Source organism: Kribbella caucasensis, from assembly GCF_004361855.1.
Lineage (GTDB): Bacteria > Actinomycetota > Actinomycetes > Propionibacteriales > Kribbellaceae > Kribbella > Kribbella caucasensis.
Window position 1 is genome coordinate 63,508 of the sequence record NZ_SNWQ01000010.1, and the last position, 12,899, is coordinate 76,406.

The following is a 12,899-nucleotide window of genomic DNA, read 5'->3' on the forward strand; positions in this document are numbered from 1 at the left end:
CTCCCTTCGAGTCGTCGTCACTGGACGACGGCCTCGATGCCCTTCTGGAGCGTGGTCAGCGCCGATCTCGCGTCGGTGCCGCCACGGAGGATGGTCTGGGTGAACTGGCTGAGAGCCTGGCCGCCGTCGACCGCGGCGAGCCCGGCGAACAAGGTGCTGCCGGTCGCCGCGTAGTTCTTCGAGATCGGCTGCCATTCCTTGACGATCTTGGTGTTGTTCGGGTCGGCGCTGAACGCGGGCGAGTCGGCGATCGACTTCAGCACCGGGATCGAGGACGCGACCTTGTTGTCCCAGTACGTGTGCAGGTTGCGCAGGTAGTACTGGAGGAACTCCTCCGAGCCCTGCTGGGACGGGGTGTCCTTGTACATCATCAGGTTGTTGACGAAGTTCACCGCGCCCTTGCCACCGCGCGGTCCGGTCAGCGGGTCGGCGACCACCAGGTTCGCCGCGGTCTTCGGTGCGGCTCCCGTCAGGCCCGGGCTGTAGAACCCGATCGCCGCCTTGCCCGTGTTCCACAGCCCACTGACGTTGTCGATCGTGAAGGACACCGAACCCTTGTCGATGATGCCTTCGTTGACCAGCTCCAGGAGGAACTCGATCGCCTCGACGTTGACGTCGGTCACGCAGTCCGGCTTGCCGTCGGGGTCGAACAGCCCGCCGCCGTTGTTGATCATCATCGCGACCATGACGTGCGAGCCCATCGGGTTGCCGGCCCCGGAACCGATCGCGAAGCCGGAGATGCCGAGCTTGCGCAGCGCCACGCCGGTGGTGTGCAACTCGTCCCAGGTCGTCGGCAGCTTCAGCCCGGCCTGGTCGAGGATCGCCTTGTTGTACCAGAGAATGCGCATGTCGAGCTGCCACGGGACGGCGACGTACCCGGCGCTGGTCTTCATGCTGTCCAGGACGTTCGGCAGGAAGTCGTCGTACGTGCCGTCCTTCTTCAGGGCCTCGATCACGTTGTCCGCGTACGCGATCGCGCCCTGTTCGGCGAACTGGAACGCCTGGAAGCCCGCGCCCGAACTGACCGCCGGGCCGCTGCCGGAGGCGATCGCGGAGCTGAAGGTCTGGTAGAAGTTGTTCCACTGGATGACCTGGTAGCTTGCCTTGGGCAACTCACCGGACGGTGCGTAGGCCTCGACCAGCTTCTTTCCCGCGTCGTTGTAGGCGGGCTGACCCCACGGCATGTCCCAGAACTTGAGGGTGCCGCCACCGCCGGCCGCATTGCTCGTGCCGCTGTTGCCGGAGACGTTGCACGCGGCCAACGCAGGCGCGGCAAGCGCCGCTCCGGCCAGCCCCAGGAACCCACGGCGGGTCACCCCGCCAGACTTTGCTGTACTCATGTTCGCTGTGCTCCTCTCGTGACTAGGACGTCCGCATGCAGCTGGCGCAGGTCGGCCAGTCCATCTGCCGGTCCGCTCGCCATCAGTTCGCGCAGGCGGCGAAGGCTGGCGCGATGACCGGTCTCGTACTGCGTGGGTGCCTGTACTGCGCCGTCGGGGCCGGCCGTGGTCAGCCGGGCCGGTTCAGCCGTGTCGCCGGTTGGAATCAGCAGCTCGACGCTTCCGTCGGACGTCAGCAGCCGGACAGTCGCCGCCGCCGGGACGGCCGTAGTACAGACGACGCTGAGGTCAACCGTCATCGAGGTGTCGGTCATGCCTTCGGCGTGAAAGCCGTGGTCGGAGCGGTACTGGACACGGACCTTCGACACCGGGCTCAGCAACGCGCGGACCAGGATCAGCTGGTCCAGCAGGGCGGTCGGGAAGTCGGAGCCGGGGGCAAGGATCACTCGGCATTCAAGCCTGCTGCCGTCTGCCGCGGCGGCTTGAAAGGCTTGCGCCGCAGCACCGATCACGGGGTTCGACGCCCAGGTCGAGTCGACGATGACGGCCGTTGACGGATCAAGCTCGAGCAGCTCGGCGAAGTCGGCCGGCTTCGGTTGAACGACGAGGACCCCGGCGGCGCCGGATCGCAGTGCTCGCGTCACCTCGGCGGGCCAGTCGCAACCACCATCGACGATGACGACTCCGGTGGGATCCGGGAACGACAGCGGCAGCGTGGCGAGCGCGGCACGGGCGTGTGGGGTGGGGTTCATGCGGCCGCCTCGGTGTTGTGCGTGGATCGGACGGCTTCCGCGGCGGCATCGGCCAATGCGAGGGTGAACCGGAGGTCGTCGACCAACTCACCCGGGTCGGGCGGGGCGATCTGGCCGCGCACGATGCCCGCGAGCTCGAGCCACTCGCTCTCGTAACCGTTGAACGATTCCGGGCCGAACACGCGTGCCGACTCGGCGGTGGTCAGCGTGCTGACCGCGGATCCGGCGTGCACGTAGGACGGGGTGAACTCGGTGCGCAGCGCAACATCATTGGCGTACGCCTCGAGTACCCAGTTCGGCTGCCAGGTCGCGGACATCACCGCGTGCAGCTCGATACTCTTGCCGCCGGCAACGGCCAGGATCCGGTACCCGAACGGCGCCAGTACCGCGGCGCTGACCACCCGCAGATCGTCGTACCGGGGGAGGAGGCTCCGCACCAGCGGCAGATCGTGAACCGCCAGACCCATCACGCCTGCGTGGATCATCGCGGCCAGCACTTCCACGTCGGACCGGTCCGGCGTGGGGAATGGTTGCCTGCCGAGTACCTCGGTGGCAACGTCCTCGAAACGCGGATTCGGCGGCAACACGATCGACGACCGGATCGAGTGACTGGTCGCGGGGAGCTCGCCCCACTGCGCGACCGCGGCCCGCCACCCCGGATCGAAGACATGCATCGCGCCCACCACGATCGGTACGCCGGTCTCCGCCGAGACGGCCGCGATCGCGTCGGCTTCGGTCGACGACATCGCCAGCGGCTTCTCGCACAGCACCGCCGACTTGCCGGCGCGACAGGCCGCGATCACCTGCTCCGCATGGAAGGTGTGCGGGCTGCAGATCGCCACCACCTCGACCGCCGGATCGTCGAGGAGCGCGTCCAGCGACGACGAGTGTGTCGCGCCGACCCGTGTCGCCACCGATTCGGCGACGGCGGGATCGACATCGCTGACGTGGCGGATGGTGAACTCATGGCCGAGCCGGGCGAGCGTCGGCAGGTGGATCGCCTGCGTCACTGGTCCCGCTCCCAGGAACCCGACTCCGATAGTGGACTGCATACGTGACTCCTCACCAGGATGAAACACGACCAGTCGTTAAGATTTCGGCAAACATAAACGGGTGCTAAGGTTTCGTCAATACCGTGGCCCAGCATCGGGAGGCCAGAGATGGAGGACCGTGTGGCCGGCGAGGCGACCCCCTTGACCCGTGGCCCTTATCGCAAAGGCATCGAGCGCCGCGAGCAGATCATCCGCAGTGCCGCCGAAGTGTTCGGCGAACTCGGGTACATCGGCGGCTCACTGCGGACCATCGGCGACCGGGTCGGCGCATCACCCGCCACGCTCATCCAGTACTTCGGCAGCAAGGAAGGCCTGCTGATGGCTGTGCTGGACGAGTGGACGATCCAGACCGCGCAGTGGGCGATGCCCGGGGATCCGCCGGGACTGGAGTACTTCCGGGCGATGCCCGCCATCATGGAGTTCCACGTCGACCACCGCGGCACACTCGAGCTGTTCCTCACGATGGCCGCCGAAGCGACCAATCCGGACCACCCGGCCCGCGAATTCATCCAGCGCCGGTATGCCGAGACCGTGCGGCACTGGACGGCGAAGCTGCGCCAAGCCGTTGTCAACGGCGAGGTCGCGGCACTCACCGAGGAGCAGATCGAGGCAGAGATCCGGATCCTGATCGCCGTGCTGGACGGCATCGAACTCCAATGGTTACTGGGCGCGGAGCTCGACCTGCGTCGCCTGATCGCCACCCACATCGACCAAACGATCACCCGCTGGCAATCCACCCAATCGAACAGCCTTGAGACGGGTCAGCTGAGGATGCCGTAGTCGCGGATTTTGCGGTAGATGGTGGCTCGGGACATGCCGAGGGTGCCGGCTGCGGTGGTCTTGTCGCCGTTGTGGGTCGCGAGGGCTTCGACGATCGCGTCTCGTTCGAGGGCTTCCATCCTGGTGAGGTGCCGGCGGGTGGTCGCGTGGCATTCGGCGGGCAGGTCGTCCAGGTCCACGGTTCCGGATCGGCGGCGGCGGGCGACGTCGGTCAGGACCATCCGCAGTTGGGTGACGTTGCCGGCCCAGGGGAGTCGCATCAGCTGGTTGATCGCGGCCGTCGACAGGGTCACGTCGGTGATACCGGCTCGGCCCAGGAGGTACCGCACGAGGGCCGGGATGTCTTCGAGGTGATGGCGGAGCGGGGGGATCGCGACCGTTCGGGGGAAGAAGCGGAGGAGTTGGGTTCCGACCTCGTCCTGTTCGTCGGACTGTCCGGTGAGCACGGTCAGCGCGATCCACGGGTCCCTGGCGACTGAGCCGTCGCGCACTGTCTGCAAGAGGTCCACCAGGCCTTCGATGACCTCGCCGGAGAGGCGGTGGGCGTGGTGGATGAACAGGTCTGCTCCGGACTCAACCTCGGCGCTGGCGGTGGCGAGCAGGATCGGATCGTCGGCATCCAGGATCGCCAGCCGCCGGTTGGGCGAGCTGTAAGCGTGGACGGCGCGGAGCAGGGTCATCTTGCCGACGCCCGGCTCACCCTCGGCGACCAGCCACTCCGCTCGACCGCTCGCGGCCAGCACTTCCTGCATGGTGTGCCGCCACAATGCGCTCGCTCCAACGATGCCCGGCAAGGCCGGCACCCGTGCACCGCCGACGGTGCGCGTTCCTGGTCGATGTTCCCTGATCTGGACGATGCCGCCGGCCAGGGTGTCGCCGAGGAACGTCGGGTGGTACGCGAGCCGTGCGCTGAACCCGCTGGGTAGGTCGGCGATGAGCGTGAGCGGTTTGGTCCCGCCGCGGGCGTCCCGGGTCCGGTCGATGAGCGCGGCCTGGTCGGTGGAGTCGAAGTGCTGCTGGGCGTGCGCGTTGATCATGAACACCTCGTCGCCGAGCGCGATCACCGAACCGCCGGTGTGCCGGCAGACCGCGTAGTAGTCGCTCAGCAGCGCCTGGTCCAGGGCGTTCGCCTCCTCGATGATGCGCTCCTGGATGCGCCTGGCCGCAAGCTTGGCGAAGGAGAGCAGGACGGCGTTCGAGTTCTTCGCCTGGGTGGTGATGTCGAGTACGCCGAGCAGGCCGCCCGTGACCGGATGGGTGATCGGCGCTCCGGCGCAGGCGAAGGTGCGCAGTACGCCGGTGTAGTGCTCCTCACCGAGTACCAGGATGGGTCCACCGACCTCCAGCGCCGTGCCGATGCCGTTGGTCCCGACCTCGGACTCGGCGTACCGGAACCCGGGCGCGAGGTCGACCGAGTCGAGGCGCCGGATCAGCGACGGGTCGCCGCCACGGCGGTCCAGGACGATCCCCTTGGCGTCGGTCAGGATGATGCACACCGGCTCGTTGGTGAGCTCCGACGACAGCGAGTCGATGACCGGCCGGGCCGCCCGGCTCAGGGTGGTGTCGAAGTCGATCCCGTCGAAGTACGCCGGTGCCGGGCGGTCGGCGTCGACCAGGGACGCCTGAGAGCGCTGCCACGACACCCGGATCGAGTTCCGGACAGGCAGGTTCAGGGCCACGGTCATCTCCCATCCGCTTCGGCAGCTCTGGGACAGCGGAACACGACCAACGGTAATCCACAAGGTTGTGACGCCCGTCTCACATTGAGACAGAAGCCTCCCGGCGATCCGGCTTTCATCGCTCCAACGCAGGCATCACTGCAACGAAAGGCCCGCCGTACCGCTGGAGCTGGGCAGACGACCGGCTCCCGACCCTGGAGGCAGACATTGAGCAGGCAGAGTCTCACCAAGGCGCATGCCAAGATCACGGAGCTCTCGTGGGAGCCCACCTTCGCCACCCCGGCGACCCGGTTCGGCACCGACTACACCTTTGAGAAGGCGCCGAAGAAGGACCCGCTGAAGCAGATCATGCGGTCCTACTTCCCGATGGAGGAGGAGAAGGACAACCGCGTGTACGGCGCCATGGACGGCGCCATCCGGGGCAACATGTTCCGCCAGGTCCAGCAGCGCTGGCTGGAGTGGCAGAAGTTGTTCCTCAGCATCATCCCGTTCCCGGAGATCTCGGCGGCCCGGGCGATGCCGATGGCGATCGACGCGGTGCCGAACCCGGAGATCCACAACGGGCTCGCGGTGCAGATGATCGACGAGGTCCGGCACTCGACGATCCAGATGAACCTCAAGAAGCTGTACATGAACAACTACATCGACCCGGCCGGGTTCGACATGACCGAGAAGGCGTTCGCGAACAACTACGCGGGCACCATCGGCCGGCAGTTCGGTGAGGGGTTCATCACCGGTGACGCGATCACCGCGGCGAACATCTACCTGACCGTGGTCGCCGAGACCGCCTTCACCAACACGCTCTTCGTGGCGATGCCCGACGAGGCCGCGGCCAACGGCGACTACCTGCTGCCGACTGTCTTCCACTCGGTGCAGTCGGACGAGTCGCGGCACATCAGCAACGGGTACTCGATCCTGCTGATGGCGCTGGCCGACGAGCGCAACCGGCCGCTGCTCGAACGCGATCTGCGGTACGCGTGGTGGAACAACCACTGTGTCGTGGACGCCGCGATCGGCACGTTCATCGAGTACGGCACCAAGGACCGTCGCAAGGACCGTGAGAGCTATGCGGAGATGTGGCGCCGCTGGATCTACGACGACTACTACCGCAGCTACCTGCTGCCGCTGGAGAAGTACGGACTCACCATTCCGCACGATCTGGTCGAGGAAGCGTGGAAGCGGATCGTGGACAAGGGCTACGTGCACGAGGTGGCGCGGTTCTTCGCGACCGGGTGGCCGGTGAACTACTGGCGGATCGACGCGATGACCGACAAGGACTTCGAGTGGTTCGAGGCCAAGTACCCCGGCTGGTACTCGAAGTACGGCAAGTGGTGGGAGAACTACAACCGCCTGGCCTACCCGGGCCGGAACAAGCCGATCGCGTTCGAGGACGTCGGCTACCAGTACCCGCACCGGTGCTGGACCTGCATGGTGCCGGCCCTCATCCGCGAGGACATGGTCACCGAGAAGGTGGACGACCAGTGGCGGACGTACTGCTCGGAGACCTGCTATTGGACCGACGCCGTCGCGTTCCGCAGCGAGTACGACGGACGCCCGACCCCGAACATGGGCCGGCTGACCGGGTTCCGCGAGTGGGAGACCCTGCACCACGGCAAGGACCTGGCCGACATCGTCCAGGACCTCGGGTACGTGCGGGACGACGGCAAGACCCTGATCGGTCAGCCGCACCTGGACCTCGACGACCCGAAGAAGATGTGGACCCTCGACGACGTCCGCGGCAACACGTTCAACAGCCCGAACGTGCTGCTGAACGAGATGTCCGACGCCGATCGCGAGGCGCACGTCGCGGCGTACAAGGCGAATGGCACAAAAGTCGCCTGACCCCACCGAGCCGGCTGGTGGCGTCGCGGGGATGAGCGGCGCCACCAGCCGCCGGGATACCGATCGCAGCCTGAGGAGGGCCGTCGTGGCCGACACACACCGCATCACTTTCGAGCCGGTCGACATCGAGATGGAGGTCGGCGAGGACGAGAAGATCCTCGACGCGGCGTTCCGTCAGGGCATCCACCTGATGCACGGATGCCGCGAGGGGCAGTGCTCGGCCTGTAAGTCGTACGTGCTCGAGGGCGAGATCCAGATGGAGCGCTACTCGACCTTCGCCTGCAACGACGCGGAGGTCGCGGACGGATACGTCCTGCTCTGCAAGGCGCACGCATTCAGCGACTGCACCATCGAGTTGCTGAACTTCGACGAGGACGAGCTGCTCGGCGGCGTGCCGATCCGGACCGTGACGACCCGGATCGCGGCCATCGAGGCGGTCACCCGGGACATCGTGTCGCTGCGGCTGAAGCCCGCCGAACCGTTCGAGTTCAAGCCCGGCCAATACGCCGATCTCACCATCCCGGGGACCGACGAGCACCGGTCGTTCTCGATGGCGACGACCCAGTCGACGCCGGACGAGCTCGAGTTCCTGATCAAGAAGTATCCCGGTGGCCGGTTCTCCGGCCTGCTCGACGACGGTCTGAGTGTCGGCGACGAGCTGGCGCTGACCGGACCGTACGGGTCGTTCACGCTCAAGGACGGGCACGTGCTGCCGGTGGTCTGCATCGGCGGGGGAGCGGGGATGGCGCCCATCCTCTCGCTGCTGCGACACCTGAACGAGATCGGCAGCACCCGGCCGGTCCGTTTCTACTACGGCGCGCGAACCGCGGCGGATCTCTTCTACCTCGACGCGATCAGGCAGCTCGGCGCGAACCTCAACGGGTTCGAGTTCGTCGCGTGCCTGTCGGAGTCGATGGCCGGTGCCGACGGTATCGAGGTCGAGGCGGGCAACGTCACCGAGGTGGTGGAGCGGCGCGAGCCCGAGCTGCACCGGAGCGAGGTCTACCTGTGCGGTCCGCCGCCGATGGTGGACGCCGCGCTGACGTTGCTGGAGGCAAGCAACGTGCCGAAGGACCAGGTCTTCTACGACAAGTTCACCAGCCCCGCGGCCGGGTGACACCCACAACGAACTGGAGTTGACCGACATGGCGGAGACGAAGCACCGCAGTTTCCCGAGGATCGAGTTCACCGACTCGGAGGCGGGAGCGCTGGAGTTCCCCAGCTCGAAGAGCCGGACCTACAACTACTACCAGCCGGCCAAGCTGCGGGCGACGATGTACGAGGACGTCACCGTCGACGTCCAGCCGGACCCGGACCGGCACCTGACCCAGGGCTGGATCTACGGCTTCGGCGACGGCCCCGGCGGGTACCCGAAGGAGTGGACGGCGGCGAAGTCGTCCAACTGGCACGCGTTCCTCGACCCGAACGAGGAGTGGGACCAGACCATCTACCGGAACAACTCGGCGGTCGTCCGCCAGGTCGACCTCTGCCTGCAGAACGCCAAGCGGGCCAGGGCGTACGACGGCTGGAACTCGGCGTGGCTCAAGTTCATCGAGCGCAACCTCGGCGCCTGGATGCATGCCGAGAACGGTCTTGGCCTGCACGTCTTCACCGCCGTGCAGCGGTCCGGCCCGACCAACATGATCAACACCGCCGTGGCGGTCAACGCGGCGCACAAGATGCGGTTCGCCCAGGACCTCGCACTGTTCAACCTCGATCTGTCCGAGGCCGACGTACAGTTCGACGGCTCGGCGCACAAGGAGGTCTGGAAGGACGCTCCCGAGTGGCAGCCGACGCGCGAGGTGGTCGAGCGGTTGACCGCCGTCGGCGACTGGTGCGAGTTGCTGTTCGCAACGAACGTCGTCTTCGAGCAGCTCGTCGGATCCCTGTTCCGCAGCGAACTGGTGATGCAGATCGCGGCCCGCAACGGCGACTACATCACCCCGACCATTGTCGGTACTGGCGAGCACGACTACGACCGCGACCTCTCGTACACCCGCAACCTGTTCAGGCTGCTGACCCGGGACGAGGAGTACGGCGAGACCAACAAGGTGCTGTTCGGCGAGTGGATGGCGACCTGGGTACCGCGCTGCCTCGCCGCCGCGCAGGCACTGCAGCCGATCTGGTCGCAGCCGGCCGACAAGGCCGTCACGTTCGCGGCCAGCTTCGACGCGGCCAAGCAGAAGTTCCGTTCGCTGCTCGAGGAACTCGGGCTCGACATCCCGAAGGAGCTGGACCAGTGACGATGCAGTTCGGATCCGAGACCGCGTTCTCGAACAAGTGCGGCGTGACCCTGATGAACACGCCGATCGGCCGGGTGGTCGCGACCGTGATGGGCGCCAAGGACGGCGTCGAGCTGACCGAGTACCCGTCCATGATCCGGGTCGACGGTGTCGGCCTGCTCGACTTCGACTACGCCGAGCTGACCGACGCGCTGGGGTCGGAGTTCGACGGCTCGGTGTTCGAGGAGATCAGCTCCACCCACTACGGCCGGATGGTCCATCTGGATGAGAAGACGATCCTGTTCGCCAGCCCCGAGGACGCCGCCGAGTACATCGGCTTCGACCTGACCGTGCACTAAGCCGTACGCCGCTCCGTCCGGGGCTGGCGCCACCGGTCCCGGCACGGGGCTCATCCCGAGAACAGCTGAGCAGAAGCGAGGAAGTCATGTACGAGAAGGACGGCGAGAAGTACTTCATCGTCGACGCGCACATCGCCCTCTGGGACGGCCGCGAGTCGAACCAGAAGAACGTGCACGGCAAGCAGTTCATCGACTGCTTCTACGACTACCACAAGAACCTCAGCCCCGAAGAGGTCGTCTGGGACTACGACACCTACACGTACTACGGCGGCCGGCGGTTGATGAAGGACCTCTTCGAGGACGGGTACGTCGACCACGCGATCTTCCAGCCGGCGCTGCTCGGTGACTTCTACCGGAACGGGTTCGGCCAGACCGAGGAGGCGTTCGGACTGGCGTCCGAGCACCCGGACAAGCTGACCTACAACCACGCGTACGACCCTCGCAACGGCGAGGCCGGGCTCGAGCAGCTCCGCCGGGATGCCGAGCGGATGAACCTCAAGGGCGTGAAGCTCTACACCGCCGAGTGGCACGGCGACTCGCGCGGCTGGAAGCTCGACGACCCGTGGTCGCGGCGCTACCTGGAGGAGTGCCTGGAGCTCGGCATCACCAACATCCACGTGCACAAGGGCCCCACGATCCGCCCGCTCGACCGGGACGCCTTCGACGTCGCGGACATCGACAAGGTCGCGACCGACTACCTCGGTCTCAACTTCATCGTCGAGCACGTCGGCCTGCCCCGGCTCGAGGACTTCTGCTGGATCGCCACCCAGGAGTCCAACGTGTACGGCGGTCTCGCGGTGGCGATGCCGTTCATCCACACCCGGCCGAAGTACTTCGCCCAGATCATCGGCGAGCTGCTGTACTGGATCGGCGAGGACAAGATCTTCTTCTCCAGCGACTACGCGCTCTGGACGCCGAAGTGGCTGGTCGAGAAGTTCGTCGACTTCCAGATCCCGGCCGACCTGACGGAGTACGCCCCGATCACGACGGATCAGAAGAAGAAGATCCTCGGCCTGAACGCGGCGGCTCTCTACCACCTCGACGTACCGGCCGAACTGCGGCTGCCGACCGAAGCCGGCGACGCCGGCGTCGAGGTCGCGGCCGGCGCACGCTCATGACCACGGTCGCGACCTCTCTGGTGGACGTCGTACTGGCGGCGCTGGGCACGGTCGCGGATCCCGAGCTGGACGAGCCGATCACTTCGCTGGGTTTCGTCCGGTCGGTTCGGATCGACGACATCGGGGTGACGGTGCACCTCCGGTTGCCGACGTCGTTCTGCTCGCCGAATTTCGCTTACCTGATGGCTTCCGACGCCCAGGACGCACTGCGGCGGGTTGGCGGGCTCGGGCGGATCGTGGTCCAGCTCGACGACCATCACGACTCGGAGAAGATCAATGCCGGCCTTGCCGCGGACGCCGGCTACGTCGGCACCTTCGGCTCGGAGGCCGAGGACAGCCTGGACGAGTTGCGCCGTACCTTCCAGCGCAAGGCCCACACGGCAGCGATGGAGCGATGTGCCGCAGTACTCCTGCGAGACACCGACCTGACCGTCGACGACCTGCACCTGGTCACCCTCGCCGACCTTCCGGAGGGGCCGCACAAGGAGGCGTTGCTGCGTCGTCGAGTCGCGGTCGGACTCGGTGTTCACCCTGGTGAGCCGGTGGTGGTCGACGAGGACGGCGGACCGCTCGCCCCAGAGGCGGTCCCGTTGAGGCTGCGGTTCGCCAAAGCGGTGCGCATCTCGATCGAGGGCAACTCTCACTTCTGCCGCGGCCTGCTCGCGACCCGGTACGCCGATGCCGACGACGGCATGTCCATCCACGTCACGAACCTGAGGAGCACGTCATGAGGGCGGTCCAGGTGGTCGGGTACCACACCAAGCTGCAGCTGACCGAGATAGCTGAACCCGAGATCCACGGCCCGCTCGACGTCATCGTCAGAATCGGCGGTGCCGGAGTGTGCCGGACGGATCTCCACATCCTCGAAGGACAGTGGGCGGCCAAGACCGGTGTCGCGCTGCCGTACACGATCGGGCACGAGAACGCGGGCTGGGTACATGCGATCGGCGACGCGGTCACCAACGTCAAGGTTGGCGACAAGGTCATCCTGCATCCGCTCATCACCTGCGGCCTGTGCCGCGCCTGCCGCTTCGGCGACGACGTGCACTGCGAGAACAGCCGGTTCCCCGGGATCGACACCGACGGCGGGTACGCCGAATACCTCCGGACGACGGCCCGCAGCGTCGTACGGATCGACGACAACCTCGAACCCGCGGATGTCGCGGCGCTCGCCGACGCCGGCCTCACGGCGTACCATGCGGCTGCGAAGGCGGCCCGGGCCACCCGGCCGGGGGACGTCTGCGTGATGATCGGGGCCGGCGGTCTCGGCCACATCGGCATCCAGGTGCTGAAGGCGATCTCGGCCGCGACCCTGGTGGTGATCGATCGCAACCCGGCCGCGGTCCAGCTCGCCGTAGAGATCGGCGCGGACCACGGCATCGTTGCTGACGGCACCCAGATCGCGAAGGTGCTGGAACTGACCGGTGGCAAGGGCGCGGAGGCGGTCGTCGACTTCGTCGGCGAGGGCGGCGCCACGGCCGAGGGCGTGGCGATGCTGCGCCGGGCCGGCAACTACTACGTGGTCGGGTACGGCGAGAACATCGACGTCCCGACGATCGACATCATCTCGACCGAGATCAACTTCATCGGCAATCTCGTCGGCTCCTTCAACGACCTGCAGGAGCTGATGGTGCTCGCCGCGCAGGGCAAGGTCGCCCTGCACACCACGAAGTACCCGCTCGCTGACTTCCAGCAGGCGATCGACGACCTCGACGCGGGCAGAGTCCGCGGCCGGGCGATTCTCATCCCGTGACC

The 12,899-nt window shown here is 66.8% G+C and carries 12 protein-coding genes; 8 read left to right on the forward strand and 4 right to left on the reverse strand.

The features are described 5' to 3' along the window. Positions 1-17: 17 nt before the first annotated feature. From EV643_RS21160 to EV643_RS21170, 3 genes are read right to left on the reverse strand one after another with little or no spacing between them, the layout of a single operon-like run. Entirely contained in the window at positions 18-1,340 is a 1,323-nt protein-coding gene (locus tag EV643_RS21160; RefSeq protein ID WP_133801840.1) for an ABC transporter substrate-binding protein, read from the reverse strand. Then, on the reverse strand, positions 1,337-2,092 hold the full coding sequence (locus tag EV643_RS21165) for a hypothetical protein (protein ID WP_133801841.1): 756 nt from the start codon (positions 2,090-2,092) through the stop codon (positions 1,337-1,339). Before EV643_RS21165 ends, EV643_RS21160 begins: the two co-directional genes overlap by 4 nt. Next, positions 2,089-3,144, reverse strand: a complete 1,056-nt coding sequence (locus EV643_RS21170) for a Gfo/Idh/MocA family protein (RefSeq protein ID WP_133801842.1) — start codon at positions 3,142-3,144, stop codon at positions 2,089-2,091. The genes EV643_RS21165 and EV643_RS21170 overlap by 4 nt, the downstream gene beginning before the upstream one ends. Before the next feature lie 108 nt (positions 3,145-3,252). On the opposite strand from EV643_RS21170, the gene EV643_RS21175 reads away from it, so the two are divergent. Further along, complete coding sequence (locus tag EV643_RS21175) at positions 3,253-3,924, forward strand: TetR/AcrR family transcriptional regulator (protein ID WP_133801843.1); 672 nt, start codon at positions 3,253-3,255, stop codon at positions 3,922-3,924. Here EV643_RS21175 and EV643_RS21180 read toward each other — a convergent pair. Continuing rightward, positions 3,906-5,609: a sigma-54-dependent Fis family transcriptional regulator gene (locus EV643_RS21180; RefSeq protein WP_133801844.1), complete on the reverse strand. Its 1,704-nt coding sequence runs from the start codon at positions 5,607-5,609 to the stop codon at positions 3,906-3,908. The genes EV643_RS21175 and EV643_RS21180 overlap by 19 nt on opposite strands. A gap of 201 nt (positions 5,610-5,810) precedes the next feature. Here EV643_RS21180 and EV643_RS21185 point away from each other — a divergent pair, with 201 nt between their 5' ends. The 7 genes from EV643_RS21185 (at position 5,811) to EV643_RS21215 (ending at position 12,897) form a co-directional block, all read left to right on the forward strand. Beyond that, complete coding sequence (locus EV643_RS21185) at positions 5,811-7,445, forward strand: ferritin family protein (RefSeq protein WP_133801845.1); 1,635 nt, start codon at positions 5,811-5,813, stop codon at positions 7,443-7,445. Positions 7,446-7,530: 85 nt separating this feature from the next. Continuing rightward, positions 7,531-8,562, forward strand: coding sequence for a 2Fe-2S iron-sulfur cluster-binding protein (locus tag EV643_RS21190; protein ID WP_133801846.1), 1,032 nt, complete (start codon positions 7,531-7,533; stop codon positions 8,560-8,562). Between the two features lie 28 nt (positions 8,563-8,590). After that, positions 8,591-9,688, forward strand: coding sequence for an aromatic/alkene monooxygenase hydroxylase subunit beta (locus tag EV643_RS21195; protein ID WP_133801847.1), 1,098 nt, complete (start codon positions 8,591-8,593; stop codon positions 9,686-9,688). Between the two features lie 2 nt (positions 9,689-9,690). Beyond that, entirely contained in the window at positions 9,691-10,026 is a 336-nt protein-coding gene (gene mimD / locus EV643_RS21200) for a propane 2-monooxygenase effector subunit MimD (protein WP_133802029.1), read from the forward strand. 86 nt (positions 10,027-10,112) lie between these two features. After that, positions 10,113-11,144: an amidohydrolase family protein gene (locus tag EV643_RS21205; protein ID WP_133801848.1), complete on the forward strand. Its 1,032-nt coding sequence runs from the start codon at positions 10,113-10,115 to the stop codon at positions 11,142-11,144. Then, positions 11,141-11,875: an iron-sulfur cluster assembly protein gene (locus tag EV643_RS21210; protein WP_133801849.1), complete on the forward strand. Its 735-nt coding sequence runs from the start codon at positions 11,141-11,143 to the stop codon at positions 11,873-11,875. The genes EV643_RS21205 and EV643_RS21210 overlap by 4 nt, the downstream gene beginning before the upstream one ends. Further along, complete coding sequence (locus EV643_RS21215; RefSeq protein WP_133801850.1) at positions 11,872-12,897, forward strand: NAD(P)-dependent alcohol dehydrogenase; 1,026 nt, start codon at positions 11,872-11,874, stop codon at positions 12,895-12,897. The genes EV643_RS21210 and EV643_RS21215 overlap by 4 nt, the downstream gene beginning before the upstream one ends. Positions 12,898-12,899: the final 2 nt, after the last annotated feature.